The sequence below is a fragment of the Martinezella sp. CNPSo 3964 genome, assembly GCF_057784375.1.
The window spans coordinates 401,668-427,912 of record NZ_JBXSOW010000001.1; the positions used below are offsets into that span (position 1 = coordinate 401,668).

22 protein-coding genes and 2 tRNA genes are annotated in these 26,245 nt (G+C 57.7%); 12 read left to right on the plus strand and 12 right to left on the minus strand.

Annotation, left to right across the window (positions count from 1 at the left end; genetic code table 11):
- Positions 1-12 precede the first annotated feature (12 nt).
- Together argS and AC13Q5_RS01970 are read right to left on the minus strand one after the other, a co-directional pair.
- Entirely contained in the window at positions 13-1,773 is a 1,761-nt protein-coding gene (gene argS, locus AC13Q5_RS01965) for an arginine--tRNA ligase (protein WP_488500733.1), read from the minus strand.
- Positions 1,774-1,829: 56 nt separating this feature from the next.
- Positions 1,830-3,047 carry a deoxyguanosinetriphosphate triphosphohydrolase gene (locus tag AC13Q5_RS01970; protein ID WP_075852450.1) on the minus strand — a complete coding sequence of 406 codons (1,218 nt, stop codon included), beginning with the start codon at positions 3,045-3,047 and terminating at the stop codon, positions 1,830-1,832.
- A gap of 307 nt (positions 3,048-3,354) precedes the next feature.
- On the opposite strand from AC13Q5_RS01970, the gene erpA reads away from it, so the two are divergent.
- Positions 3,355-3,687: an iron-sulfur cluster insertion protein ErpA gene (gene erpA, locus AC13Q5_RS01975; RefSeq protein WP_075852449.1), complete on the plus strand. Its 333-nt coding sequence runs from the start codon at positions 3,355-3,357 to the stop codon at positions 3,685-3,687.
- A 128-nt stretch (positions 3,688-3,815) separates the two neighbouring features.
- Entirely contained in the window at positions 3,816-4,607 is a 792-nt protein-coding gene (xth, locus tag AC13Q5_RS01980; protein WP_488500734.1) for an exodeoxyribonuclease III, read from the plus strand.
- 66 nt (positions 4,608-4,673) lie between these two features.
- On the opposite strand, the gene exoR is transcribed toward xth, so the two are convergent.
- From exoR to AC13Q5_RS02005, 5 genes are all read right to left on the minus strand, one after another.
- Positions 4,674-5,477 carry an exopolysaccharide production regulator ExoR gene (gene exoR, locus AC13Q5_RS01985; protein ID WP_075852447.1) on the minus strand — a complete coding sequence of 268 codons (804 nt, stop codon included), beginning with the start codon at positions 5,475-5,477 and terminating at the stop codon, positions 4,674-4,676.
- Between the two features lie 683 nt (positions 5,478-6,160).
- Positions 6,161-7,420 carry an OmpP1/FadL family transporter gene (locus AC13Q5_RS01990; protein WP_488500735.1) on the minus strand — a complete coding sequence of 420 codons (1,260 nt, stop codon included), beginning with the start codon at positions 7,418-7,420 and terminating at the stop codon, positions 6,161-6,163.
- A gap of 510 nt (positions 7,421-7,930) precedes the next feature.
- On the minus strand, positions 7,931-10,774 hold the full coding sequence (locus AC13Q5_RS01995; RefSeq protein ID WP_488500736.1) for a valine--tRNA ligase: 2,844 nt from the start codon (positions 10,772-10,774) through the stop codon (positions 7,931-7,933).
- 122 nt (positions 10,775-10,896) lie between these two features.
- Entirely contained in the window at positions 10,897-11,766 is an 870-nt protein-coding gene (locus AC13Q5_RS02000) for a PopZ family protein (RefSeq protein WP_457882375.1), read from the minus strand.
- A 259-nt stretch (positions 11,767-12,025) separates the two neighbouring features.
- Positions 12,026-12,676, minus strand: a complete 651-nt coding sequence (locus AC13Q5_RS02005; RefSeq protein WP_457882376.1) for a protein-L-isoaspartate O-methyltransferase family protein — start codon at positions 12,674-12,676, stop codon at positions 12,026-12,028.
- A 452-nt stretch (positions 12,677-13,128) separates the two neighbouring features.
- Between AC13Q5_RS02005 and AC13Q5_RS02010 the strand changes: the two genes are divergently transcribed.
- A complete protein-coding gene (locus AC13Q5_RS02010; protein ID WP_075852443.1) occupies positions 13,129-13,569 on the plus strand; it encodes a Rap1a/Tai family immunity protein in 441 nt (146 codons plus the stop codon).
- 725 nt (positions 13,570-14,294) lie between these two features.
- Complete coding sequence (locus AC13Q5_RS02015; protein WP_159444771.1) at positions 14,295-14,435, plus strand: hypothetical protein; 141 nt, start codon at positions 14,295-14,297, stop codon at positions 14,433-14,435.
- Positions 14,436-14,686: 251 nt separating this feature from the next.
- On the opposite strand, the gene AC13Q5_RS02020 is transcribed toward AC13Q5_RS02015, so the two are convergent.
- Positions 14,687-14,760, minus strand: a tRNA-Cys gene (locus AC13Q5_RS02020).
- Between the two features lie 316 nt (positions 14,761-15,076).
- Between AC13Q5_RS02020 and AC13Q5_RS02025 the strand changes: the two genes are divergently transcribed.
- The 3 genes from AC13Q5_RS02025 (at position 15,077) to AC13Q5_RS02035 (ending at position 17,996) form a co-directional block, all read left to right on the plus strand.
- The gene (locus AC13Q5_RS02025) at positions 15,077-15,529 is read left to right on the plus strand and encodes an acetyltransferase (RefSeq protein ID WP_457882377.1); all 453 of its coding nucleotides are present in this window, start codon (positions 15,077-15,079) and stop codon (positions 15,527-15,529) included.
- An 833-nt stretch (positions 15,530-16,362) separates the two neighbouring features.
- Entirely contained in the window at positions 16,363-17,469 is a 1,107-nt protein-coding gene (locus AC13Q5_RS02030) for a porin (RefSeq protein ID WP_075852401.1), read from the plus strand.
- A 209-nt stretch (positions 17,470-17,678) separates the two neighbouring features.
- On the plus strand, positions 17,679-17,996 hold the full coding sequence (locus AC13Q5_RS02035; protein ID WP_075852400.1) for a hypothetical protein: 318 nt from the start codon (positions 17,679-17,681) through the stop codon (positions 17,994-17,996).
- 169 nt (positions 17,997-18,165) lie between these two features.
- Here the strand turns inward: AC13Q5_RS02035 and AC13Q5_RS02040 are convergent, their stop codons facing one another.
- The 3 genes from AC13Q5_RS02040 to AC13Q5_RS02050 form a co-directional block, all read right to left on the minus strand.
- Entirely contained in the window at positions 18,166-18,345 is a 180-nt protein-coding gene (locus AC13Q5_RS02040) for a hypothetical protein (protein ID WP_075852399.1), read from the minus strand.
- 311 nt (positions 18,346-18,656) lie between these two features.
- On the minus strand, positions 18,657-19,061 hold the full coding sequence (locus AC13Q5_RS02045; protein WP_488500737.1) for a DoxX family protein: 405 nt from the start codon (positions 19,059-19,061) through the stop codon (positions 18,657-18,659).
- 299 nt (positions 19,062-19,360) lie between these two features.
- Positions 19,361-19,435 (minus strand) — tRNA-Asn (locus AC13Q5_RS02050).
- A 116-nt stretch (positions 19,436-19,551) separates the two neighbouring features.
- On the opposite strand from AC13Q5_RS02050, the gene AC13Q5_RS02055 reads away from it, so the two are divergent.
- Positions 19,552-19,863 carry a hypothetical protein gene (locus AC13Q5_RS02055; RefSeq protein ID WP_075852652.1) on the plus strand — a complete coding sequence of 104 codons (312 nt, stop codon included), beginning with the start codon at positions 19,552-19,554 and terminating at the stop codon, positions 19,861-19,863.
- A gap of 9 nt (positions 19,864-19,872) precedes the next feature.
- Here the strand turns inward: AC13Q5_RS02055 and AC13Q5_RS02060 are convergent, their stop codons facing one another.
- Positions 19,873-20,430, minus strand: coding sequence for a sugar O-acetyltransferase (locus AC13Q5_RS02060; protein WP_457878558.1), 558 nt, complete (start codon positions 20,428-20,430; stop codon positions 19,873-19,875).
- Between the two features lie 327 nt (positions 20,431-20,757).
- Between AC13Q5_RS02060 and AC13Q5_RS02065 the strand changes: the two genes are divergently transcribed.
- From AC13Q5_RS02065 to AC13Q5_RS02080, 4 genes are all read left to right on the plus strand, one after another.
- Complete coding sequence (locus AC13Q5_RS02065) at positions 20,758-22,110, plus strand: extracellular solute-binding protein (protein ID WP_075852397.1); 1,353 nt, start codon at positions 20,758-20,760, stop codon at positions 22,108-22,110.
- 98 nt (positions 22,111-22,208) lie between these two features.
- Positions 22,209-23,093: a carbohydrate ABC transporter permease gene (locus AC13Q5_RS02070; RefSeq protein WP_075852396.1), complete on the plus strand. Its 885-nt coding sequence runs from the start codon at positions 22,209-22,211 to the stop codon at positions 23,091-23,093.
- A gap of 7 nt (positions 23,094-23,100) precedes the next feature.
- The gene (locus AC13Q5_RS02075; RefSeq protein WP_075852395.1) at positions 23,101-24,015 is read left to right on the plus strand and encodes an ABC transporter permease subunit; all 915 of its coding nucleotides are present in this window, start codon (positions 23,101-23,103) and stop codon (positions 24,013-24,015) included.
- A 561-nt stretch (positions 24,016-24,576) separates the two neighbouring features.
- Positions 24,577-26,193 carry a tannase/feruloyl esterase family alpha/beta hydrolase gene (locus AC13Q5_RS02080; protein ID WP_488500738.1) on the plus strand — a complete coding sequence of 539 codons (1,617 nt, stop codon included), beginning with the start codon at positions 24,577-24,579 and terminating at the stop codon, positions 26,191-26,193.
- Positions 26,194-26,245: the final 52 nt, after the last annotated feature.

The window sequence follows — 26,245 nt, forward strand, 5'->3', positions numbered from 1 at the left end:
AAATGGTGACGTTTATCGCATTTCGTCCGGTGCTGCGGTCCCGGTTATACCAAGACCCGACTTCAAAACCGACGCGACAGCGTACACCAGCCCAAGTCTGGCAATGCTCAATTCTCGGTTCTTATCGTTAACAAAACGTAATTCCGGTAAATCTTTACCTTTATTCCAGTGTCCATGGAAGGAACTGGCCAAATCGTAAAGATAAAAAGCGATGCGATGCGGCTCTTGAGACTGTGCTGCAGCTTCGATGATTCGCGGGAATTCCGCAATCTTTGCAACCAACTGCAATTCAGCCGGATCGGAGATCGCGCCAACGACCGCCTTAGACAGATCTAGCGAGGCGATATCGAGGTCCGGGAAGGCTTCCTTGGCCTGACGGAAGACGGACATGCAGCGGGCATGCGCATATTGCACATAGAAGACCGGGTTGTCCTTCGACTGCTCGGTGACCTTGGCGAAATCGAAGTCCAAGGGCTCGGAATTCTTCCGGTAAAGCATCATGAAGCGCACCGAATCGCGGCCGACTTCATCGACAACTTCACGCAGCGTGACGAAATCGCCCGAGCGCTTCGACATCTTCACCGGTTCGCCATTTCGATACAGCTTGACGAGCTGGCACAGAAGCACCGTCAGCTTTGCCGCGCCATCGGAAACGCCGCGAGCAACCGCTTCAAGCCGCTTGACGTAGCCGCCATGGTCAGCGCCGAGGATGTAGATCATCTCGTTGAAGCCGCGGTCGAACTTGTTCTTGAAGTAAGCAACGTCGGCGGCAAAATAAGTATAGGAACCATCCGACTTGATCAGAGGACGGTCGATATCATCGCCGACCTCGGTCGAGCGGAACAGCGTCTGTTCGCGATCCTCCCAGTCTTCCGGCAACTGCCCCTTCGGCGGCGGCAGCGCGCCCTTGTAGACATAGCCCTTGAACGTCAGGTCATTGATCGCGGTGCGGATGAGTGCCGCACCGTTGGCATGCAAGGTGCGCTCGGAGAAGAAGACGTCGTGATGGACGTTCAGCGCCTCCAGATCCTCCTTGATCATCGCCATCATCGCGTCGATGGCGCGTTCCTTGATGATCGGAAGCCACTGATCTTCCGGCATGCCGCGCAGCTTGGTGCCGAATTCCTTGGCGAGCGCCTCGCCGACCGGGACCAGATAGTCGCCCGGATAGAGGCCTGGCGGAATCTCGCCGACCTGCTCGCCGAGAGCCTCGCGATAGCGAATGAAGACGGATCGCGCCAGCACGTCGATCTGCGAGCCGGCGTCGTTGATGTAATATTCCTTGGTGACCTCATAGCCGGAGAAGGCCAGCAGGTTTGCCAATGCATCACCAACCACGGCGCCGCGGCAATGGCCGACATGCATCGGCCCGGTTGGGTTGGCCGAGACATATTCAACATTGACCTTCTGCCCCTCGCCGAGCTTGGAACGACCGAACTTCTCGCCCTCGGAAACCATCGTCGACAGCAGCCGCTGCCAGTAGCCGACCGAAAGACGGATATTGATGAAGCCGGGACCGGCGACCGAAACCTCGGCGACGTCGACATCCTCCTTCAGCTTGGCGACGATGATTTCAGCAAGCGCACGCGGATTCGTGCCCAATGGCTTGGACAGAACCATTGCCGCATTGGTGGCGACATCGCCATGGCTGGCGTCTCGCGGCGGCTCCACGCCGATACGTCCGAAGTCAACTTCAGATCGCTTTTCCCGCACAATATCAATTTGTTCGAGAGCGTTCTTAATTCTTACTTCGAAGTCGGTGAAAAGGTTCATGATATCGTCCATGCATTAGCTTCGTCGGGCCGCTATCGGCCCGACGCCGCCGCTGCCTACCGCAAATCGGGAGTCTGGTCAAACAGGCGCTTGTGGGCGCTGATGGCGTAAGTGTCCGTCATGCCGGCCAGATAGTCGCCGACATGCCTTGCCTTGGGGGCGATTGCGAGCCCGGCGATATGATCCACCCAGTAATGGCTCTGCATCTCCCTGGGATTTTCCATATAGGCGTGAAAAAGGTCGGTGACGATCCGCGCCGCGCCCGCACGGATACGCATGATGTCAGGGTGACGGTAGATGCGCTTGAACAGCATCTGCTTGATCAGCCTATCGGTTTCAGCCATGTCCGACGAAAACGTCGCGATGATCCGACCGGCGGCACGAATGTCAGCCACATTGCCCGGCCTGATTTCGGCTAGCGCCTGCTGCGAGACGGCGATGACATCTTCCACCATGCGAGTGATCTGCCGGCGCATGATCTCGTGCGTGAAGCGGCTCGGCTCCAGATGCGGGTAGCGCGCCCTCACCTCGGCCATCAGCCTGGAAAGGAACGGCACTTCCTCCAGCATGTCGAACGTCAGATAGCCGGAACGCAGGCCATCATCGATATCGTGCGTGTTGTAGGCGATATCATCGGCGATCGCGGCGACCTGCGCCTCCAGGCTGGCAAAGGATGCGATTTCAAGATCGTGGATCTCACAGTAATCGAGGATGGGTTGCGGCACCGGGCCGCGAGTACCCTTGCCGTCGGGCGTCATCAGCGGACCATTATGCTTGACCAGGCCTTCAAGCGTCTCCCAGGTCAGATTGAGCCCGTCGAAATCGGCGTAGCGACGCTCGAGCTTGGTGACGATGCGCAGCGATTGCGCGTTGTGATCGAAGCCACCATAAGGCAACAGCACCTCGTGCAGCGCATCCTCGCCGGTGTGACCGAAGGGCGTGTGGCCGAAATCGTGGACAAGAGCCACGCCCTCCGCCAGATCCTCGTCCAACTTCAGGGCTCGCGCCAGGGCGCGGGCAATCTGGGCAACCTCGATCGTATGCGTCAGCCGGGTACGATAGTGATCGCCGTCCTGGGCGATGAAGACCTGAGTCTTGTGCTTCAGCCGGCGGAAAGCGGTGGTATGCACGATCCGATCGCGGTCGCGCTGGAATTCGGAGCGCGTCGGGCTCGATCCTTCCTCGTAGAGCCTTCCACGCGACTCCCAGGGATTCGTTGCATAGACTGCCTTTTCCCCATATCCGAAACCCAATGCATGCGTATCAATCGTCATTATCAATCCATTCCGGCATTTGGCTCCCGCACCGCCCTCGGCGCGACAGTCGTTTCCCTGCAGTCGGCCCCCGGTCCTGCCCGGCTATCCGCGCTCTGGCCCGCTCTTCGTACATCCCGGCCCATTGACGCCGCTTTGCGACCTTCATACCTATAGACAAGAAAACAGCAAAATGGTGTGTGGCTCAACCATGAAACCATAGCTGTCACCGGCCTGACTTTCATGATAAAGGCTACGGATATCAGCCGTTTGAAAGTTTGACGGCTTATTGGTTCTCTCCGGATCTTGACCCCGGCAGGAGGAAAGCATGACTGAAACAAGTGTTACCCTATCGGATGCCGCGGCCAAGCGAATCGCTGCTATCGTCGGTGCGGAAACCGGCAAGCGGGCATTGCGCGTTGCTGTCGAAGGCGGCGGCTGCTCGGGCTTTTCCTATAAATTCGACCTCGTGGAAGGTCCCGAAGATGACGATGTCGTCGTCGAAAAGAACAATGCCACCGTGCTGATCGACCAACTATCTCTGGTTTACATGGCAGGCTCGGAGATCGATTTCGTCGACAATCTCCTCGGGCAATCCTTTCAGATAAAGAATCCGAATGCCGTCGCAAGCTGCGGATGCGGAACCAGTTTCGCGATCTGATCCCTGTCCCTTTTTCCACAATTTGATGACCGGCCGGGAGCCTTCGCTCCGGGCCGGTTTTCATATGGGCTGTAGTCAAGCCGATCGGCTGCAGATACAACAGGGCGAAGCAAAGGAATGAGCCGCCCATGAAAATCGCGACCTGGAACATCAACGGCGTCAAAGCGCGTATCGAGAATCTCTGCCAGTGGCTGAAGGACTCGAACCCGGACATTGTCTGCCTGCAGGAAATCAAGACGGTCGACGAAGGTTTTCCGCGTCTGGAGATCGAAGCGCTCGGCTATCACGTCGAAACGCATGGACAAAAGGGCTTCAACGGCGTTGCGATTCTCTCAAAAACCAAGCCGGATGAGGTGACTCGCGGTTTGCCGGGTGACGATAGCGACGAACAGGCCCGCTTCATCGAGGCAGTGTTCTCCGTTGAAGGACACGGCGCCTTGCGTGTCTGCTGCCTCTATCTGCCGAACGGCAATCCGGTCGATACGGAAAAATACCCCTATAAGCTCGCCTGGATGGAGCGCCTGCGCAAGTTCGCATCGGCCCGCCTCGCATTGGAAGAGCCCCTGATCCTCGCCGGCGACTACAACGTCATCCCCGAGCCACACGACTGCTTCGACCCGAAGGTCTGGGAGAGCGACGCTCTCTTCCTGCCGCAGACACGCCAAGCTTTCCGCCAGCTCGAACATCTCGGCTTTACCGATGCCGTACGCGCGACGACGGATGCGATCAAGCTTTACTCGTTCTGGGATTATCAGGCCGGTGCCTGGCCGAAAAACAACGGCATTCGCATCGACCATCTGATGCTGTCGCCCGAGGCTGCCGATCGCCTTACCGCGACGGCAATCGAGAAACATGTGCGCGCCTGGGAAAAGCCGTCGGATCACGTGCCCGTTGTCGCCCACCTGGATTTCAGCAACTAATCGTCGATCCTGACCAGGAAGGGCTGCGCTCATCGCTGCCGGATGGAAGCTCGATTGCGGTGCCGATCAATCGGAGCCGGCAACGTCAAGCTGATGGGCCATGGAGACCGCCACACGGCGGTCATTCTCGTTGGCGATGGAGAAGGCCTGCTCCTGCATGTCTTCCATCCAGCTACAATCCTTCGGCTTGCACTTGTCGAGTGCGGCGGTCATGAAGGCCAGGCCGCGGATCGATTGGCCTTCCTGGAACAGGATATTGCCGAAAACGGCCATGGCGCCCGGATGGCCGCTCTTGCGCGCCTGATTCAGCCACTTCTTGGCCTGCTGAACATTGGCGGCACCGCCCTCGCCGGATAGCATCATCTGCGCCAGCTGGAACTGCGCTTCTGGAACGCCGAAGGTCGATGCCACCTGGAAATAGAGCTGACGGGCCTGGTTGAGGTCAATCTTCACCGGGCTGTTGGGGATACCGGTCTTGTAGTAGCTCGCGAGCGCCAGAAGCGCATTGATGAAGAAGCCGGTATCTTCCGAACCTGGCTCCACACCCTGCTGGGCGATCTCGCTATAGATCTTGAAGGCCTCGAAATCATTCTGCGCAACGCCGTCGCCATCGGCATACATATTGGCCAAGGCCCAGCGTGAGCCAGTATGACCCTTTTCGGCGGCGTAGCGATAGGCTTCGACCGCCTCTTCCTTCTGCCCGTTCTTGTAGGCCTTGAAGCCGAACTTGAAGAGATCGAACGGACCCGATTCCTTGGTGACACCGGCATTGATATCGAATGCCCTGGCTTGACCCGCCAGCACCACCGCAGTGGCAAGGGACAGGCTGAGCATCATGACTCTCGCTGATATGAACTCGGACTTAAACATAACAGTCGATTTCTTTCGCTCCATTCGGACCTGTCACGGCACTGGCACAAACGCCGTCAGTTTCACGAATGTTTTCCCTGATGGCGCACGAGACTGGATCGTCCTTCGAAAAGGCGGTTCCTGTGGCATCCAACCGATGCTGTTTGCCACAATTGCGAGCATAGCTTGCAATTATGTCCAAACCAGCATTTGTGCGGCCGCTATCGCATCCCACCATCGAAGGAGCGCTCTCACCCGCCTTCCGATGATAGAGCCCAAAGATCGGTCGGCTGACCACTTCCCTTGGCAGACAACGAGTTTTCGGCGGCATCAGAAGCATCACGGCTCCGACCCCGAATTGTTGCTTATGCCAAAGTGGAAGTTCACCCATCGACCGCTTACGCACTTTCTACAAAGCTTGCCCCTGTACCCACGTAATCGCTGCTCCCCATTTGTGGCGGGAAATGGACAAATTGTAATCTGATCACGTGGCTGCAATGTCTTGAAATGGAGTGTTGCTAATTCGTCACAAAGATTTTATCGGACTTGAGATTTCTTTAACCATAAATCAGGCAAAAGACGCAGTTTGCGCTCCGCTTTTTGCCGATCAGACAAAGAAACGTCGCGAGACTTGGAAGAGCCCGCGACGTTGATGACGAGGTGAAGGAACAGTCAATAAGCTCCTTCAATTCAATGGTTTATCGTCAGAAGCTGACTTTTACCGATGTCTGAAGAGCAGCGACCAAATCGTTACCGAAGCTATAGGTCGCATCATTGCCATAGACGACACCGCCGCGTGTGACCGGACCGGATTTGCCCGATGTCATGAGGCCGAGAGCGCCGCCGAAATTGAACTGAACATGCTCTGTCGCCTTGTAGGCCACGCCCGCGCCGAGGGTCCATGTATCGGAATTCATGCCATAGCCATCACTCGTACCGCGATCCCAGGTCAGGCTGACGGCGCCGCTCCATTTGTCATTGAACTTGTGTCCGACACCGCCGGTGATCGTCCAGCCGTCCCTGTACAGCAAGTCAAGCGAGGTGAGCTCGGTGGGGCCATTGGCCCGGCAGGATATGCTGCGGGTGGAGCTCGGGCAGAGAGCGATGCTCTGCAGGATGCTCCAGTTCGTCCACTTGACCGAACCGAAGGCGAGCCAGTCCGGCGCAATACCGGTCTGCACCTTCCACTCCAGGGAATCGGGAGCATCGGCCGAGCCGAAAACAGACGTTACCTTGCCACCGAAGCCGGGGACAACAGGCGGCGGCACTTCGGTCAGGTCGACGCTACCCTTCAGGTTGTCGTATTTGACCCGGCTGTTGTAGACGAGGCTCGTGCGGAAGGCATATTCCGGAATTTCATAGGCGATACCGGCGCGCCAGCCCCAGCCGTGACCATCGATGTCAAGCGAACCCATGCCGTTGTAAATGGCAGAAATCGGAGCTGGAGTGGCGTAAACGAGACGTGACTTGTAACCGCTGACTTCCTGATAGAAGCCGCCACCGATCAGGCGCAGCTGCCCCGGACCCGCATCGAACTTGTACGAGCAAGTGGCCGAATAGTTGTTCGTGCGCACCTTGACTTCAGTTTCGTTATTGGCGCCCGCCCAGTTTGAACCTTCGTTGAGGTGACCGCCGAACGGCTGCGAATAATCGGCCATGCAGTCAAGGTCGTCGGTGATGCCGATCTTGAAGGCGGCATAAGGAATGGCGTAATTTTCCAATGCGTCCGTCGAACGGCTGCGGTTATTGAGATTGCCGTCAGCGGGATTGATGTCCTTGGCGTTCTTCAGCTTGCGATCCGGCATGACATAGGTGACGCCTGACTCGAAAACGTAACGGCCCTTGTCGAAGAGCAGATCGATATCATAGCCGCCACGATCAAGGCCGCCCGCAAAGGCAGCGCTGGCGAAAGACGAGCTGATAACGAGTGTAAGTGCGCCCCTCAGCGCAACGGAAAATGCCATTGTATCTCCCCCACAGGTGCATTCATTGGTTTGATTGTTGCGATGATCACGTGAATTGGCAATGTGGCGCATAAGAGCACAGGTCATGTAAGAGAGTGATTGATTTACGTAAGAAAACGAACCCCGCCTCCGAAAATCTATCAGTGTAGGTAATTTTTTCTTTCGAAATAGCATTTTCGGCCCCTGATAGATTCTCATTCTTCACAGCAACAATTCTGTTACAATATGACAACAGTTTTGCTTTTCGAGCGTGTCCAACAGCTTTAGGGGTAATCTGTTTCGCCTGTGCGAAACTGGCGGCGGATCTGGGGCGTTAGATCCAGTCAATCCCCCTCGAATCGAGGAATAAACAAAAAGGCACGCGGCGGATACCGCGTGCCTTTTTCGATCCCAGATCTCTACTTTTCTAAAGCGAATCGCGATTTCTCAGCTTCGCTTCTTGGGCTTTTCACCTTTGATCGCGCACATGCCGCGGCCGCTGAACCACGGCATGGTTTTGCGCGACATGCCTTAGCCGGCTTCACTCACCCGGGCCAGTGCAACCTTGAGGCTCGACTGCTGCCCCTCGAGCTCGCCGAGGCGCTCGCGCTCGGCAGCGACCACGTCCGGATTGGCATTGGCAACGAACTTCTCGTTCGAAAGCTTGCCGGCAATGCGGGCGATCTCCTGATCGTTCTTGGCAATCGCCTTTTCGAGACGCGCTTTCTCGGCGGAGAGATCGATGAGGCTGCCAAGCGGCAGGCAGACGGTCGCCTCGCCGACGACGATCTGAGCGGCACCCTTCGGTGCAGTATCCGCAAGCGAAATCGCTTCCACACGCGCCAGCCGCTTGATGGCGGCGTCATGACGGAACAGGCGCTCGCGCGTCAGGCTATTGGCATCGACAACGACCAATGGCGCCGTTGCGGCCGGCGGCACGTTCATTTCAGAGCGAACGGAGCGAATGCCGGAGACCAGATCGATCAACCAATTGATTTCATCGGCGGCAACATTGTCGGCATAGGACGGCGCAGGCCAATCGGCATGGCAGATCAGGCCTTCGCGTTCCTGGCCCTCGCCTGCCGTGTGCGCCCAAAGCTCCTCGGTCATGAAGGGCATGAACGGATGCAGGAGCTTGTAGGTCTCTTCGAGAACATAGGCCGCACAGGACTGAGCCTCTGCCTTGGCATTCTCGTCTTCGCCGCCGAAGATCGGCTTCAGCAGCTCAAGATACCAGTCGCAGAACTGGTTCCAGATGAAGCGGTAGAGAGCGCCTGCCGCATCATTGAAGCGGAAGCTTTCCAGTGCTTCGGTGACGTCGCGCTCCGCACGTGCCAGCTCCGTCAGGATCCAGCGGTTGACGGTAAGCTCGGCGGCTTCGGGCACGAAATGCGGATCGCTCTTGGCGCCGTTCATCTCGGCAAATCGCGTGGCGTTCCAAAGCTTGGTGCCGAAATTGCGGTAGCCGGCGATGCGGGCCGGGTCGAGTTTCACGTCGCGACCCTGCGCCGCCATGATCGCCAGCGTGAAGCGGAGCGAGTCGGCACCGTATTGGTCGATCAGTTCGAGCGGGTCGATGACGTTGCCCTTGGACTTCGACATCTTCTGCCCGTTCTTGTCGCGCACCAGGGCGTGAATATAGACCGTGCTGAACGGTTCGACGGGATTGCCGTTCTCATCCTTCATGAAGTGCAGGCCCATCTGCATCATGCGAACGACCCAGAACGGGATGATGTCGAAGCCGGTAACGAGGAGATTCGTCGGATAGTAGCGCGCCAGTTCCGGAGTCTCATCCGGCCAGCCGAGCGTCGAGAACGGCCAGAGTGCGGACGAGAACCAGGTGTCCAGCACGTCTTCGTCGCGCGTCAGAATTTCGCCGGGCTTGAAGTTCTCCAGCAGATCTTCGACGTAGGCCTTCATCGGCCCTTCATGCGAAAGATAATGCTGGATCGCCGCCTGCAGTGCCTCTTCCTCGGTCTTTTCGACGAAAACCTGACCATCCGGTCCATACCACGCCGGGATCTGATGGCCCCACCAAAGCTGGCGGGAAATGCACCACGGCTCGATGTTTTCAAGCCAGTTGAAATAGGTGTTTTCCCAGTTCCTGGGGACGAACTTGGTTCTTCCTTCGCGGACGGATTCCAGCGCGGGTTGTCCCAAGGTCTTGTTGTCGACGAACCACTGCTCGGTCAGGCGTGGCTCGATCGGCACGCCGCCGCGGTCGCCATGCGGTACGGCATGCGTATGCGGCTCGATCTTGTCGAGCAGGCCCGCCTCTTCGAAGATGCGCACGATGATCTTGCGCGCCTCCGAGCGGTCCTTGGCTTCCAGCTCGTCCCAGGCGCCATGCAGCGCCGCGGGATTATCGAGGCCCTCGAGGAAATCCTCGTTCTCCTTGATATTGATGGAGGCATCGACGTTCATGACGTTGATGGCACGCAGTCCCGTTCGCTTGCCGACTTCGAAGTCGTTGAAATCATGCGCAGGGGTGATCTTCACCGCGCCGGTGCCGGCGGTCGGATCGGCATAGGAATCGGCGACGATCGGAATGCGACGACCGACGATCGGCAGAATGACATGCTTGCCGACGATGCCACGATAGCGTTCGTCTTCCGGATTGACAGCAATGCCGGTATCGCCGAGCATCGTTTCCGGTCGCGTCGTCGCGACAACGATGTAATCGCGCGTCTCGAATTCGGTCGGCTTGCCTTCCTCATCGAAAGCGACCGGATATTGATAGGTAACGCCGGGCTCCAACGGATAGCGCAGGTGCCAGAGATTGCCCTTCACCTCATGCTGCTCGACCTCCATGTCGGAGATTGCCGTCAGCAGCTTCGGATCCCAATTGACGAGGCGCTTGTCCTTGTAGATCAGGCCTTCCTTGTAGAGTGTGACGAAGACTTCGAGAACGGCTTTGGACAGGCCCTCATCCATCGTGAAGCGCTCGCGCGACCAGTCGCAGGAGGCGCCGAGGCGCTTCAGCTGATTGAAGATCAAGCCGCCCGATTCAGCTTTCCATTCCCAGATCTTCTCGATGAAGGCCTCGCGGCCCATCTTGCGGCGATCCGGCTGCTGGCGCTCGGCAAGACGACGCTCGACGACCATCTGCGTGGCGATGCCGGCATGGTCCATGCCCGGCTGCCAGAGAACGTCCTTGCCGCGCATGCGCTCGAACCGCACCATGATATCCTGCAGCGTGTTGTTCAGCGCATGACCCATGTGCAGCGAACCGGTCACGTTCGGCGGCGGGATGACGATGGTGAAGGTTTCCGCGCCCGGCTTGGCGTTCGCGCCGGCGCGAAAGGCGTCGGCCTCATCCCATTTTTGGGCGATCTTCGGTTCGACGGTGGCGGAATCATATGTTTTGTCGAGCATTTTATGACCGGATCTAGAGGACTGGATGATGCGGGTTGTAAATAGGATGGCCGTGGGCAAGTCAATAAAAAAGCCGCCCCGGAGCCCGGAGCGGCGTATCGTCTAGCCGAAGCTCAGGCTTGTCAGCGGCGCGGGCCGCGGGCCACTCGTTCGATTTCTTCACGCACGAGACGCTCGACAAGGGTGGGCAAATTGTCGTCGAGCCATTCCTGCAGCATGGGGCGCAGCATCTCCTGCGCCAGCTCATCAAGGGAACGGCGTGGGCCGCCATCGACGATGGCGGCCAGTTCTTCAAACGAGCGGCTGACCTGCGCACCGGCAGCCTCCGACATCAGCGGCGATGCGGACACGGCCTGGGCCGATGGCAAGGATGCCTCCGCCTCCACATTAAGGGTAAGTTCCGGCGCCTCAAAGATCGGTGCCTCGACGGACGCTACAGCCTGAGGCGCCACAGCGACAGCCATCGGCTTCTGTTCTTCCACCTCAGGTTCAACCTCGGCCACCGCCTGCATAGCAGGCTGAGCGACCGGTGCGACAACATCTGTAACGGCTTGCCTCAGCGGGACATCGGCGACCGGTTCGACATGCACCTCGGCAAGGCGCGCGGCCATGGCCGGCGGCAGCTCGCGCGGCTGCTGGGATTCGCGCCCGGCGGCCAGCAGTGCGGCGGTATTGCGCTCGGAAGCAGCACGGACACGCGCGGCGACATCGGCCAGCGACAGGCCGCGACCGGCAGCCTCCGGCTCGGCAACGGGCATCTGGGAATTTGCAGCGACGAAACGTGGCTCCTGTTCGGCAGCACGGGCGCGGTCAGCAGCCGCAAACTCTTCATCGACAGTCAATTGAATATCATCGTCACGCATGCCATGGCCGGCAAAATGCGTGGCGGGGATCGGCTTGGAGCCTACGGGTTCGTTGCTTTCGATGATCCTGCGGATCGACGCCAGGATCTCTTCCATGGACGGTTCACGCACTACATTTGGCTGAGCCATATTCATCCCCGTTTTCCCATATTCGTCGACCGGAAACCCGCACCAGAAACTCGCCAGGCGGCGCCCGAATCAGGGTCACCCTAGATGACTGTCTTCGGGAAAAAAATCACCTGGAAAGCACTAAACCCGGTGATGCACAGTTTTGTTACGATCACGACGAATCGCTCTGCTAAGCACGATTCTGCCACAGGCAGCGACAATAAAAAACAGGCGCCAAAAGGCGCCTGTCTCAAGCTCAATAAGCAGGTCGTTCAGGAAATCAGAAGACGAATTCCTTGGCCTTGGCGAAGCCCGGGAGCGGCTTGATCGACGCGTTGAAGAAAACGTTTTCCGAAAAGGCGCCGCGTTCGCGCATGAAAACAGTCGCGCGGGCGGCGTGACCATAGCCGATGACGGTGATCAGACGGCCATCTTCGCCGAGCTGGTCAAGCAGGCCCTGCGGCAGCTGCTCGATCGAGCCATTGAGGAAAATCACATCATAGGGTGCGCTACCGGCATGACCCTTTTCAAGATCGCCGCCAACGACGGTCACGTTGTCGTAGCCAAGCTCGGCAAGATTGGTCTTCGCCTGAGCGGCGAGCTCCTCGTTGGATTCAAGCGCGATAACTTTGCCGGCGACCAAGGACAGAACGGCGGAGACATAGCCTGTACCACAGCCGACATCGAGAACCTTGTCGTCCCTGGTAACGGCGCCGAGCTGCAGCAACTTTGCGAGCGGCGAGGCTTCCATGAGGAAGCGCCCAGGAGCAACCTCGATATCGCAATCGACATAGGCCAGGAGCTTCGACTTCTCCGGTACGAAATTTTCGCGCGGTACGGCGAAAAACGCATTCAACACGGAATGGGAGGTGACATCCGTCGTCCGGATCTGGTTCTCGACCATCTTCACGCGCGCTGCTTCGAAATCCATCTTATCCTCTTGCGCCCTTGGTGCCCGAACGGGCTGGCTCTACTTTCTGTTACGCGTGTCTTAATCGCCTGACGCTACGCTTTCAAGGCATTGCGGCAACAGGCGCCGAGATTCATGACCAAGCGTCGCCGACGAACAACAATCGGTGCCCCTAAACGTGGGCCGGCGACTTCCGGCATCGTGGATCTGCGACGCCTTGCGAATCCGCCATGCCTCAGATCGGGACGCCCGTTAGCAAAATGTTAACTTCGCGCGACCACGCTTCAGGGCATTGGACCCGCCCGGGTGTGGTGACCAATCAACCTTCCGGCCCGAAGCCATTCGGCCCAAACATTAAATTTGAATAGAAGGTGGCTGGGATGCCTGTTTCTCTTGTTCTTTTCGTCGTAACGTCGCTGCCGCTGGTGGTTTTTCTGGCCGCGAGTCTTTCCTCGATGATGTAGGTTTTCCGAATGAGGCTTTCGCTCTTCGTCGCAGCGCTTCTCCTTCTCTTACCCCAGGTCGCGTTGAGCGAGGAAACGTCAAGCGAGGACGAGCCGAAAGAGACAGCCCCGATCATCGGACATGTCGTTACCGGAAAGCAGCTCGACGAATGGTGCGAAGAGGACCGAGCGCTCGCCTCCGTCTATATCCAGGGCATTCTCGATGAAGCCCAGCGAACGAAGAACCTTACGATCCGAGCCACCAAGCAGACGCCGAAAAATTCGTCGCGCTACGAGCGCTATCTTCAACAGTTCGTCGGCGCTTTCTGTCTGCCACCCGATCTCAACAATGCAAAGGCGACAGCAACCGCCTGCAAATGGATGGCGGAGCACTCCTGGCAGCTCGAGCGGCCAGCCAGCTCGCTGATCGCACGCGCCTACAAATTCGCCTTTCCCTGCCTTGAGGAATAGTCATTTTCCCGCAACGGCGGTTAAGAACCGATGCGAGACAGCTGAAGCTTTCGCGCAGGATTGAGAATCATCCAAACCGACGAGGCCCCTGCCCGTCGATATTGCGGACCAAATACGCAACGGAAACCAGCACCTCAAGCAACGATCGCAGCCAGTGCTAAGAGCGCGACGCTTGAACCGCAAAACGTCACATCGCATTTGCGTTGACAACTACTAAGCATGCCTTATAATTAGGATGCTGAATTTGATTGACCTCTAGTCCAGCAAAAGGCGGCCCAGTTTTTTCCCTAGACTGGACCGCTTTTGCTTTTATGGAGCGCCAGTTCTCCAATCCATTTGCTTAACACACGTCCGACGCCGATAGATCCGATCGAGCAACGGACGTTGTCGCCAGGATGAGAAGCAACCAGCCCGCAATCTAGGTGCGGTATTTTCCCGCTGTCCCATCGGCTCAGCCACCGAACCATCGTGCCCTAGCAACTAGGTACTTTGGACCGACGAGGACACCTGGACCCTTGCGCCGACCTCCGCAGCAGCTGCTGCGTTCAATATGCAATTGAAAAATATGACGGATGCCAGATCGGCATCCGATTGGATTTGCCACTCAGGCGCAATGCCGAAACTGAAGCGCCTGCAGCCATCGTCCTCAACTCCTGCAACTCCCCAATACCTTAAGCGTCAGTTCAGTTTCGAATGCGACGCTGAGACGGGGATAGGGAGTATCAATGTCGTTACCGAAGTCACGGTGGCTTGCGCTGACAATGGGTGAGCGCAAGAAGCTTGCTCGCCAGATTATGATTCTGCTGCTGCCAATCCTTGGCGCTTTGGCGCTGCTCGGCAGCGTGTTGCTTATATTGTTTACCTAACAGAGAGTTTCGAAGACCAAACTCTGCCACTCTCAAATCAGCGATGCGACACGAGAATGCCGCACCTCATCTCTCATTCCGAGCCATGGATAGGCACCAAATTATTGCTGGCGGTTGATGAGACGGAAAGCTGAAAGCGGAACGGCTTGCCGCACTCCGTTTGGGTGTGGCGGAACGGCTCAGGTCTAAATTGCCACATCTGAAAAATTCAATAGGAAAAACAAATGCTTGCAACGGCAAGAAGGGAAGGATGGAGGCCTCGCCCGGAATCGAACCGGGGTGCAAGGATTTGCAGTCCTCTGCGTAACCACTCCGCCACGAGGCCATCCGAAAGCAATTTGCGTTGTGGTGGCGCGGATTTAGAATGATCCAAAGAAAACCGCAAGAGGCTTATTCTGAATTCTGTCCTTTTTTCATTCCGAAAAGATAATTGCCTGCCGCTCTTGTCGAGGCCATCAATGCCGGTGATCAAACACATTGCGTGCAGGGCGGCAGGTACGTCGCGGATGCGAGTTACATCGGCGGCTCCAGGGTGGCGCAGGGAATGGTTGTACGGCTCGAGGCCGCACAGCCTTTACGCGGCGGCGCGGGAACATTAATAGCCATGCTGAAATTTCGAACAGCATAATGAGAATTCAGACATGTTCCTGCTGCGGTCCGCAACGCCTGCCGACATCCCGCGCAATTATGAGATATGGCGAACCTCCGTCGAAGCCACCCATGACTTTCTCGGTGCATCGGACCGGGAAGCGATTGCGAGGATGGTCCTGGAAGACTATCTGCCGAACGCAGAGTTCACGGTGGCGGCGGATGCCAACAATTTGCCGCATGGCTTCCTGGGAGCGACCGGGAACCATATCGATTCGCTCTTCGTACACGCCGACAGCAGAGGCACAGGCTTGGGACGTCTGCTTTTCGACGGCTTCCGTGCCGGAAAGGATGTCGTGACCGTCGACGTGAATGAGCAGAATGCCGGCGCTGTCGGCTTTTACGAGCGACTCGGATTCAGGGTGACAGGACGCGCCGATGTCGACGATCAGGGGCGTCCCTACCCGATTCTTCATTTGCGATGGCAAAGACCGACTGCGCCATGAGATGCAACTGCCAATGAGGTTCCATTCGGATGCTCTGCCGATCATCTTGGATTTTGGCGAACCGGCGGGAATTGAGGACTAAAAGATCACTGCCGGATCGAGGCGCAGCCTCGCGTTCGGAGGCAGGAACTGCCAGCCCATTCAGGTAGGTTATAGAAACCTATGGTAGATGCTAGAATTAGTACTACCGGTTTGTACGCCACCCACGGACCGGACAGTGCCGCGTCCGACGAGACTACGCCCCCAGTAATGTCGTCGGACGCACCATGGCCAAGCGCCCGGCAGCTGCATCGCAACTAAACGCGATTGCCTGACAGGCTCTCACCTTCTCTTCCATAGAGCGATGCGCGTCCCCTATGGGTTTCTCTGCCCGAGAATCGTTCAATATTCGCGACTCAAAAGAGCCGTGCTTCGGTGCTGCCATCCCTATTATGCGACGATCGACCGTGCCCGGTCACAGGATTGGCCATAGTCATGTCGCTGCGGCTTCCCATCCTCGCCCACCCCCGTCAGCACGCTCATTGCCTTTAACACCCGGAGACCTAATGCTTTCCGGGTTTACAGAACGGAAGTCATCCAAGGGGGATGAAAGAGAAGCCGGGATCAGCCACCCCCGCGAATTGCGTCATTTTTGCAACAACGTCGGTTTTCAAGTAGTGCACATATAGTTCCATACCCTTAGTATCTTGCCAAATCACCGAAGCAGGTTCAGGAAATAGTTCGTGGAGCTTATTACTTCACACCTACTGATAGGGAACATGAACGGGATGGGGTTGGGCACGTCGTTTCTCGGCGCGATATCTCATGCCCAATCAAGAAAGATTGGAGTTATTATGAACATCAAGAGCCTTCTTCTCGGCTCCGCTGCTGCGCTTGCAGCAGTATCCGGTGCTCACGCGGCTGACGCTATCGTAGCAGCTGAGCCGGAGCCGCTGGAATACGTCCGTATCTGCGACGCATACGGCGCTGGCTACTTCTTCATCCCGGGTACCGAAACCTGCCTCAAGATCGGCGGCAAGGTTCGTACGGAAGGTGAATGGTACAACGCTTACAATCGCGACAGCCATCAGGGCACGCTGTGGCACACCCGCGCTGAGCTGAACGTCGACACCGCGACCGACACCGAATACGGTCCGCTGAAGACCGAAACCATCGTTCGTTGGGACTGGAACGACGGCGGCTCCACTTCCACCAACCTGCTGTGGTCCTACATCAGCCTCGGTGGCTTTACCGTTGGTAAGAAGGACTCGCAGTACAACTTGTACATGGGTTATGCCGGCGACGTCATCAACGACGACGTGATCTATGACGGCCCGTACGAACTCAACCAGTTGACCTATGAATATGACGGCGGCAACGGCTTCTCGGCTGTGATCTCGCTCGAAGATTCCAACTCTGCCACGACGGGCTCGGCATCTTACGGTGCAAGCTGGTGGACGGACGACAAGACCAATCACTACGCTCCTGACGTTGTTGCCGGTGCTGGCTTCAAGTCCGGCGCATGGGGCTTCAAGGTTGTCGGCGGCTACGACTCGATCGTCGAAGAAGGCGCCATCAAGGCTCGCGTCGATGCTGACTTCGGCGCATTCACGGCCTTCTTGATGGGCGGCTGGAATACCGACGGCGACAAGCTCAACAAGTACGCAGGCACCAACCAGGACGTCTCTGCTTGCACGGCACCGAACGGTACCGTCAATGCTTCGAAATGCGGCTGGGGTGACTGGGCTGTTTGGGGCGGCGTTGGCGTTCCGTTCAACGACAAGCTGAAGTGGAACCTCCAGCTCGCCTACTCCGACTCGAAGATCTTCGAAGCCACCACGAACCTGAAGTTCAACCCGGTCAAGAACCTCCTGGTCGAGCCGGAACTGACTTACGTTCACTACGACTATGCTCACGACGACACCGTTTCGGGCATCCTGCGTTTCGAACGCAACTTCTAACCTGATCAGACTTGACCTCCGATCAGAGAAGGAAGGGGGCCGGCTTTCCCTGCCGGCCCCCTTTTTTGTCGGCAACTCCTGAAATTATCAGTTTCCCCTGCGATCAGCGCACGAGCGGCAAGGATCTCCAATCGACGAAAAGGGGAACCTAGTCGTCACCGTGGCGTTTAGCCATGAAAGGGACGCGACTGAATATAGGAGTTACCACCTTGAAACACTTCGCTTCATTCGCTTTGAGCGCTGCGCTGGCCGTGGGTGCGGTATTGTGCGCCACCCTGCCCGCAGCCTCCGCGCCACTTGGCGGCCCGTCATCATCGACAGCTTCCAACGTTATTCTGGTGCAGGAGCAGGGAACGCGCAGATATCCGAACGACGATCGCCGAGCCTATTGGCGCGATCGCGATCGTGATCACCGTCATTGGCGCGAGCGCCGCTGGGAGCGCCGTCATTGGGATGACAGATGGCGGGATGACCGTCGCTATCATCATCGTCGCCACGGCGGCGTCATATTCGAGATTCGGCCATAACTCCGCTTTGTCAGCGATCAAGGCGCCGCACCTCCCCGCAAGCACCTGACGCTTAACGAAAGGATCGGCCGCTAAGAGCAGCCCTGAAATGATACGGCCGCTGCCGGAACCCCGGCAGCGGCTGACTAAGCTTAGAACGGAACTTGCGCCAGTTCCGTGCGCCTACCGACTAGCGGCAGACGCGTACCCGACGAACGACCCAGCGGCCGTGAACCCGGTGCTTTACCTTCTTCATGTAGCAGTGATGATGATGGTGATGACGATGATGCATCGGAGCGGCCTCGGACGGCGCGCTGACGGCAAAAACCGATGCCACGGCAACTGCAGAAGCAAGAATCAGATTTTTCATGTCGAACCTCTAAAGCATTGGGGGACTATGCTGCGCGGATCGCGCATCTATGTTCATGCGCCGCGTCGCATTAACGACACATGAACATCTTCTCACATTCGCGAGAGCAACCATACCTTGAACTAATTTTCTCAGAAATACCACATATATCCGCCCGAGAGCCGTCGCCGCGAGCCCTCGAAAACCACGGATGTGTCGCGTTGGCACACTCTCATTAGCCCGCTACCAACCGCGATGACGATCGAGACGATGTGCGGCGCAAGATATTGTTATTGCATCGCAAAAAGCCTGAACGAGCTATGCTTCAATTTTTAGCCGTTCACCGAACGAAGGGGCAGCAAGCGTCGAACCCGTTCGTCGCGAAGATAGAGACCACCCCATGTGAGGACGCCGAGAAACAAACTTATAAGTTGTGGAGGAGGTCCAATTTCTCCGAGGCGGAAATGGGCGCAAATAGCGCCGCCGAAGAAACCGGTCGCAAGGATCGCTCCAAGGACTGCGGTGCGCGGAATTGCATAAAGAACGACACAGACGAGGATGATTAGGCCAACCGGCGTTGCCAGACCGGCGGGAAAGCCCGTCTTCTCCATCTGTGCGCTAACCAATGATGGTGCAAACAGATCAACGGTCGCATCGGTCGCCAACGCAAGAATCACGATTGCGCTCAGAACCCGTCCCAACGCCACTCCTCGACGAAAGTTCGTATTCTCAGCCATCTTATCCCCCAATGCGCCGAAGCTGGCCCAGATCCCCAATCGCCCAACGGACTTTCGTGCCTGGCTGACAAGCGGCGGCAATCTGGCACGAATGAGAAAGCGAGGTCAACGAAGATACGGTCATCGAACAGAGCGGACTCCCGCCGGAATCAATATCCCGAGGCATGTGCAATAAAACTGCAAAAATGCGCTGGTATAAGCCCGCCGACATTCATCGAGCTTCAGAACAGCCGACATTGGATCGGGTCATCGGGCGCGTAAGCGCCGACACCTACTGCAAATGTTCTGTAGAAGAAGAGTGGCTCCCCGGGCCGGATTCGAACCGGCGACCTGTCGATTAACAGTCGAATGCTCTACCGCTGAGCTACCAGGGAATGCGCTTGGCGCGGTGTGAGCGGGGTAATACAAATGCTTTCCCGATTTGCCAAGCGGTTTTTTCAAAAAAATCGCATTCTCTTGCATTATTTCCTCGCGCCACCATTTCCTGTGGATGACCGATCAAAGCGAAACGACAGCAAATGCCGATCGAAATGGCCGGAAAACCCGCCGTTTTGGCATTGATCCCTCCACGCGCGAGCTGGTTTTCGGCTCGGTGAGAATTCCCCTGCCCCGATCACGTCTTGCCCGCGTCGGCGTGGGTGTAGCGCTCATTTTCGGTGGCCTGCTCGGCTTTCTGCCGGTGCTCGGCTTCTGGATGCTGCCACTGGGCTTCATCGTGCTCTCGCACGACATGCCGATGGTTCGCCGCTGGCGCCGCCGCTTCGCCGTATGGTGGACGCGAAAACGCCGCCCGGCAAACTGAGCTTCCCTCTTATCCCGCGCGAACAGGGCGAGCCGGATTGCCGACAACGGTCGCACCGGGCGCAACATCTCTGGTCACGACCGCGCCGGCGCCGATGATCGCGCCATCGCCGATCGTGACGCCTCCGACGAGGATCACCCCTCCACCGATCCACACGCTTCTGCCGATCGTCACTGGCCGGGCGACTTCCAGACCCGCTCCGCGCAATTCGGCATCCTTATGGTGCTCTGCACAATAGATATGGACGCCCGGCCCGAGCATGCTGCCATCGCCGATACGGACGCTTGCGCTATCGAGGATCGTACAGCCGGCGTTCATGTAGACCCGGCGGCCGAGCGAAATATTGATACCATAGGAGCAGTGAAACGGCGCCTCGATGAAGACGCTCTCGCCGATGTCAGCAAAGAGCGCAGACAAAGCTGGCGCGAGATTGCCGCGTTGGGAGGGCGGCATTGTATTATGTGCATGCACAGCCTCGCGCGCCTGCCAGCGCAAGGCGTCGAGTTCCGGATCGAAACAGCAGTACCACTCCCCCGCCGCCATTTTCTGCCGCTCGCTGAGACCCATATTTTCATTCCCTCCAATGCCGTCCGAACGTCCCGCCGACAATCTTGCAACATCGCTCCGGGCACAGGCAAGGAAGGCGCATCATGTCTTTTTAGCCGATCAACAATCTATGGGCGAACCTGTTCGACCCACATCTCTTGACTAGCAAAATCTCAAATGTACGATCCTGCAAGGAGCGCTCCTCTGCAAAGCCGCTAGCCTTGTGAAAAAGCCCGTCAATGCGGGATTCTTGCCCTCAACAAACTGTCACACAGCTTGTCTATAACCCGCGCTACCGCGGACTTGCGCAAGACCACCGGTTCCAAGCTTTCAAAAGGAAATAAGATTATGTCGAAACTTAAAAGTTACATTTCTGCCGCCGCTGCTGGCGTCATGAGCGTCGCTTTGGCGATGCCGGCTGCCGCTGCTCCGGTCAAGTTCGATTTCTGGTTTGGCCTGTCGGGCGACCTGCAGCGCGTCGTTGAGACCATGTGCAAGAACTTCAACGATTCCCAGAAGGATTACGAAGTTTCCTGCGTCAGCCAGGGCAACTACGACGCCGCTCTGCAGAACACGATTGCCGCCTTCCGCGCCGGCAAGCAGCCGACGATCGTTCAGGTCTATGACGTCGGTACGGCAACGATGATGCTTTCGGGCGCCTACTATCCGGTCAACAAGCTGATGGCAGAGAACGGCTACAAGGTCGACTGGAACAACTATTTCCCGGGTATTGCCCGCTACTACGCCACATCAAAGGGCGAACTGCTTTCCTTCCCCTTCAACTCTTCGACCGCCCTGCTCTACTGGAACAAGGACGCCTTCGCGAAGATTGGCAAGACTGCCGCTCCGAAGACCTGGGAAGAAGCTGCCGAAGACATGAAGGCGCTGAAGGGCGCCGGCTATGATTGCCCGATGGCAATCAACATCTCCGGCAACGAAAGCTGGCAGCTGATGGAGCAGTTCTCTGCTATCCACGACCAGCCGGTTGCCACGAAGAACAACGGCTATGACGGCCTCGACGCTCGTCTGACCGTCAACAAGACCAAGTTCGTCAAGTACGTCACCGACCTCAAGAGCTGGTACGACCAGGGCCTCATCAAGATCAAGTCCAAGGACCTCGGTCAGGACATGGTTCAGGCCTTCGCTTCGGGCGATTGCCAAATGATCATGACCTCGGTCGGCGACCATGGCACTGTCACCAAGACCCAGAAGGCTGGCATGAACTGGGATGTTGCCGAACTCCCGGTCTACGCTGGCACCGAGCGCAAGAATTCGCTCGTCGGCGGCGCTTCGCTCTGGGTTCTCTCGGGCAAGTCCTCTGACGAGTACAAGGGCGCTGCTGCGTTCCTGAACTTCATCGCCAAGCCGGAAACCGCTCTCTTCTGGTCGACCAACACCGGCTACATCCCGGTTACGAAGTCCGGCTTCGAATTCATGAAGTCCTCCGGCTTCTACGACAAGGCTCCTTATAAGGGCCGCGAAGTCGCCATCGCCAGCTTGACCGCTTCCGAGCCGACCCCGATCACCCGCGGCGTCCGCCTCGGCAGCTTCACGCAGATCCGCGCTGAATTCGGCAACCAGATGCAGGCCATCTTCGCCAACAAGGTCAGCGCCCAGGAAGGCATCGACAATCTCGTCAAGAACGGCGACGCTGTCCTCGAGCGTTTCGAAGCCACCTACAAGGGCAAGCAGCTGCCGTAAGCCGCGCAGCTCATGAAACAGCAGCGTCCGCCGGGTTTCCCGGCGGACGTTCGTTATGAGAGCAAGCGTGGTATCGGGATCCCCAGCCGGAAGAGACAATGGAAAAGCGCATAACTTTCAGCAAATGGAGCGTCGGCATCCTGTTCGCAGTGCCGCAGTTGCTCCTCATTTTCACCTTCTTCTATTGGCCAGCCGGTCAGGCGGTCTTCTGGTCGGTGACGCTGCAGCAGCCCTGGGGCGGCGGCAATATCTGGGTCGGCCTCGATAATTTCAAATCCATTATTGCCAATGCGGACTACTGGAACTCGGTCACGATCAGCATCACCTTCGCGGTGATCAGCACTGGCATTTCCATGGTGGGCGGGCTCATACTCGCAGCGTTGACCGATCGGCAAATGCGCGGTTCGAAAATCTACCGCGTGGTACTGATCTGGCCCTACGGCATCGCCGCCCCCGCATCGGCAATGGCTTTCCGCTTCATCCTCGCGCCGGAGGCAGGTCTTATCGCCGTCGTCAATCAGTGGTGGCCGGGAATCTGGGATCCGGGCCTCGACGGCAACGCCGCGATGGCCTGCATCATCGCCGCCTTCTCGTGGAAATATATCGCTTACAGCTTTATCTTTTTCTTGGCCGCTTTTCAGGCAATTCCTCGTTCGCTGATTGAAGCCGCTGCCATGGACGGTTCGAGCGTCCTCCGTCGCTTCTGGGATGTCCAGTTCCCGTTGATCACACCCACCATCTTCTTCCTGCTCGTCATCAACATCACCGAGAGCTTCCAGGATTCTTTCGGCATCGTCGACATCATGACATCAGGCGGCCCGCACAACTCGACCAATCTCATGGTCTACAAGATCTATTCCGATGGCTTCAAAGGACTCGATTTTTCCGGCGCGGCGGCGCAGAGCATCATTCTGATGCTGCTGATCATCGTGCTCACCGTCTTCCAGTTCCGCTTCATCGAGAAGCGCGTGCATTACCGTTGAGGCTGACATGGTCGAGCGCACACCCATTCTCAATTTCTTCACTCATCTAATCCTGTTTATCGGCTTCTTGGTGGCAGTGGGTCCGATAGCCATCGTTGCCATCGCGGCATCCCACAACATCGCCGACGTCAACAAAGTGCCGATGTCGCTGATCCCCGGCTCGGATTTCTGGGCCAATATGCAGACGGCCTGGACAACCGCCAATCTCGGCCCCAAGCTGCTGAACAGCCTGATCTTTGCCAGCGGCGTGGCCGCTGGAAAGGTGATCATTTCGGCGATCACCGCCTTCTCGCTGGTCTATTTCCGCTATCCCGGCCGTCACTTCATCTTCTGGCTGATTTTCATAACGCTGATGCTGCCGCTCGAAGTGCGTATCGTGCCGACCTATGCGGTCGCAGCAAACGTCTTGTCACCCTTCCAGGGGATTCTCGACATTACCGGTATCACCTGGCTTATCGGAAGGCTTACAGGCGTTGAGGTCGCGCTGAATTTCGGACTGCTCAACTCCTCGCTCGGCTTGATCCTGCCACTGATCGCGACAGCGACAGGCACCTTCCTCTATCGTCAGTTCTTCCTGACGATCCCGGACGAGTTAACCGAGGCCGCCCGCATGGACGGCGCCGGAGCACTGCGCTTCTTCATCGACATCCTGCTGCCGCTGTCGCGCACCAATATGGCGGCACTCGGCACCATCATGTTCCTCTGGGCCTGGAATCAGTATCTATGGCCGCTGCTCGTCACCACAGATCCCGCGCATGTGACGGCCGTACACGAACTCAAATCGCTCATCCCGAACGTCGGCGGCCTTCCGGAATGGCATATCGCCATGGCCGGCACGCTGATCGTCATGCTGCCGCCGCTACTGGTCGTCGTGTTGATGCAGCGCTGGTTCGTTCGCGGCCTGATCGCGACCGAGAAGTGATATGATCATCTGTCGCGCCCGCCTGCGGGCGCGACAGTTTCTGACAGGGGAGCCGCCGACGAGCCGTCTCGGCGCTGGGGTTATCGCCCTCACCCGATCCTCCAAGCAATGCCGCTGCTCCGAGCCGGCCGATTGCCACCTCGATTGCTCGCACCCGCGCGAACGCACCTGCCGCCAGCATTTACCGCGGCCGAACTTCCCCACAGAATGATCTGACCGCAACATCACAAAGGCTTCGGCATCCCGCCCCGGGGCAAAGCTTGGCCCACCTACAGATGTTCGATTAGTGCAATTTATTGCTTGAAAAATGCATTGTGACGCTCCGTCGTTCCCGGCATTTTTCACTGACGCAATCGGATGGAGAGGCCGATTGGGGGAGTCGTCAAGCTTCCGCTAGCCGCATCTTGTTCGTCGCGATCTCGCTCCGCATCGCTGAGGTGCGGCCGGTATCCGTGACGAAGCGATGTCGCACGCGCAGAATTTCCGGAGCGAACCGAAGAATTCTTCGGGGTGACAAGTCCAACCGCGTGAGCGTTTCGAAATCGCAAAGAGGAGGATGCAATGAGACTTTGGCAATTGATCACGGCGAATACGGTGCTTTTCTTGAGTGCTGGCATCAGTAACGCTCAAACCATGCCGACGCCGGAAGAGGCGCATTGCATGGCTCTGCGCGGGATGTTGATTTCACCCGAGAAGATCGGTGAGCCGGCTCGCCGTGCTGTTATCTATTCCGCCGATCTTGCCAAAGGCGAACAAGCCGCAGGTGGTGGCTTCTGCAAGGTGCTGGGCGGGATCGAGCCTATCGATCCCAAGGCACCGAACATCAACTTCCAAATCAACCTACCGCTCTCCTGGAACGACAAGATCATCCAATATGGCGGTGGCGGATATGACGGAATTCTGATCGAGGCGGTCAAGAACGTCTCCTTTGGATCGGACGCCGTCAAGACGCCGCTGCAGCGTGGCTATGTCACCTTCGGCAGCGACAGTGGCCACCAGTCTCCTTCGGTGCTTGACGGCAAATTCCTTCTGAACGACGAGGCGCTGGCCAATTTCGGCGGTCTCCAGATCAAGAAGACCCATGACGTCACCATGGCCGTGGTCGAAGGCTATTACGGCCGGAAGCCGCAGAAGAGCTATATTCAGGGCAATTCCCAAGGCGGACATGAATCCCTGATCGCGATCCAGCGCTGGCCGGCCGACTATGACGGCGCCATCATCACCCACCCCGCCAATCCCTTCTCCGCCCTGCAGCTTTCCGGCAATTATCTTGCAAAGGCTTTCTACAAGAACGGCGCCTATCTGAACCCGGCGAAAGTGGAGCTGCTCAACACCACCGTCACCAAGGCGTGCGACAAGCTCGACGGTATCGAAGACGGCCTCATTTCGAATACGGCAGCGTGCGATGCGACCTTCAAGGTCGAATATCTTCGTTGCGCAAGCGGCAAGGATGAAGGCGATACCTGCCTTTCGGATCCACAGATCGCCGTGCTGAAGACCATCAACACGCCTTACAAGTCTCCAGTCAGGCTGGAGGATGGTGTCGATGGCTTCCCGCGCTGGCCGATTTTTCAGGGCGGCGATCTCTACGGCCTTTGGAGTTTCGGCTCGTCGCCTGATCTGACGACACCACCGACACCCTTCGCCAATTTCGGACTGGCCGTCCTTGCCGATCCAATGATCCGTTATGCGGTCGTGCGGGATCCGAAATTCGCCTCGATAACGTTCGATCCGACGAAATATGCCAAGCGGATTGCACAGGTTTCCAAGCTGATCGATGCAAACAGCGCCGACCTCTCCGCCTTCGAGAAACGCGGCGGCAAGATGCTGCTGATGCACGGCACCATCGATTTCGCGATCTCGCCCTACAACACGGTGTCCTATTATGAGCGTCTCGTCAAAACGATGGGGGCAAACAACGTCCACAGCTTCATGCGCTTCTACCTCGTGCCCGGCTTCGGCCATGGCAGCGGCAAGTTCATCGCCGCCTGGGATCCGCTGACAGCGCTGGAGAACTGGGCCGAAAAAGGGAAAGCTCCGGAGAACCTGGTCGTCAGCGATGCCGGCAAGGATGGCGCCGGTCGCACACGGCCCATGTGCGAGTACCCGTCCTATCCGAAATACAAGTCCGGCGCGACCGATCCGAGCAAGGCTGAGAATTTCGAATGCGCGAAATGATCTGCCGGTTGGTTTAAGCCGGACCTCTCCCGCATTCGGTCTAGGCTTCGCA

Excerpts from the sequence above, each read along its gene's own strand:
- AC13Q5_RS02015 (WP_159444771.1), top strand. The coding sequence starts at position 14,295 with ATGTCGTTACCGAAGTCACGGTGGCTTGCGCTGACAATGGGTGAGCGC.
- AC13Q5_RS01970 (WP_075852450.1), bottom strand. The coding sequence starts at position 3,047 with ATGACGATTGATACGCATGCATTGGGTTTCGGATATGGGGAAAAGGCA.
- AC13Q5_RS02060 (WP_457878558.1), bottom strand. The coding sequence starts at position 20,430 with ATGGGTCTCAGCGAGCGGCAGAAAATGGCGGCGGGGGAGTGGTACTGC.
- argS (WP_488500733.1), bottom strand. The coding sequence starts at position 1,773 with ATGAACCTTTTCACCGACTTCGAAGTAAGAATTAAGAACGCTCTCGAA.
- AC13Q5_RS01990 (WP_488500735.1), bottom strand. The coding sequence starts at position 7,420 with ATGGCATTTTCCGTTGCGCTGAGGGGCGCACTTACACTCGTTATCAGC.
- AC13Q5_RS02055 (WP_075852652.1), top strand. The coding sequence starts at position 19,552 with ATGACCGATCAAAGCGAAACGACAGCAAATGCCGATCGAAATGGCCGG.
- AC13Q5_RS02025 (WP_457882377.1), top strand. The coding sequence starts at position 15,077 with ATGTTCCTGCTGCGGTCCGCAACGCCTGCCGACATCCCGCGCAATTAT.
- exoR (WP_075852447.1), bottom strand. The coding sequence starts at position 5,477 with ATGTTTAAGTCCGAGTTCATATCAGCGAGAGTCATGATGCTCAGCCTG.
- AC13Q5_RS02045 (WP_488500737.1), bottom strand. The coding sequence starts at position 19,061 with ATGGCTGAGAATACGAACTTTCGTCGAGGAGTGGCGTTGGGACGGGTT.
- AC13Q5_RS02070 (WP_075852396.1), top strand. The coding sequence starts at position 22,209 with ATGGAAAAGCGCATAACTTTCAGCAAATGGAGCGTCGGCATCCTGTTC.
- AC13Q5_RS02080 (WP_488500738.1), top strand. The coding sequence starts at position 24,577 with ATGAGACTTTGGCAATTGATCACGGCGAATACGGTGCTTTTCTTGAGT.
- AC13Q5_RS01995 (WP_488500736.1), bottom strand. The coding sequence starts at position 10,774 with ATGCTCGACAAAACATATGATTCCGCCACCGTCGAACCGAAGATCGCC.
- AC13Q5_RS02030 (WP_075852401.1), top strand. The coding sequence starts at position 16,363 with ATGAACATCAAGAGCCTTCTTCTCGGCTCCGCTGCTGCGCTTGCAGCA.
- AC13Q5_RS02000 (WP_457882375.1), bottom strand. The coding sequence starts at position 11,766 with ATGGCTCAGCCAAATGTAGTGCGTGAACCGTCCATGGAAGAGATCCTG.
- AC13Q5_RS02065 (WP_075852397.1), top strand. The coding sequence starts at position 20,758 with ATGTCGAAACTTAAAAGTTACATTTCTGCCGCCGCTGCTGGCGTCATG.
- erpA (WP_075852449.1), top strand. The coding sequence starts at position 3,355 with ATGACTGAAACAAGTGTTACCCTATCGGATGCCGCGGCCAAGCGAATC.
- AC13Q5_RS02005 (WP_457882376.1), bottom strand. The coding sequence starts at position 12,676 with ATGGATTTCGAAGCAGCGCGCGTGAAGATGGTCGAGAACCAGATCCGG.
- AC13Q5_RS02040 (WP_075852399.1), bottom strand. The coding sequence starts at position 18,345 with ATGAAAAATCTGATTCTTGCTTCTGCAGTTGCCGTGGCATCGGTTTTT.
- AC13Q5_RS02010 (WP_075852443.1), top strand. The coding sequence starts at position 13,129 with ATGAGGCTTTCGCTCTTCGTCGCAGCGCTTCTCCTTCTCTTACCCCAG.
- xth (WP_488500734.1), top strand. The coding sequence starts at position 3,816 with ATGAAAATCGCGACCTGGAACATCAACGGCGTCAAAGCGCGTATCGAG.
- AC13Q5_RS02075 (WP_075852395.1), top strand. The coding sequence starts at position 23,101 with ATGGTCGAGCGCACACCCATTCTCAATTTCTTCACTCATCTAATCCTG.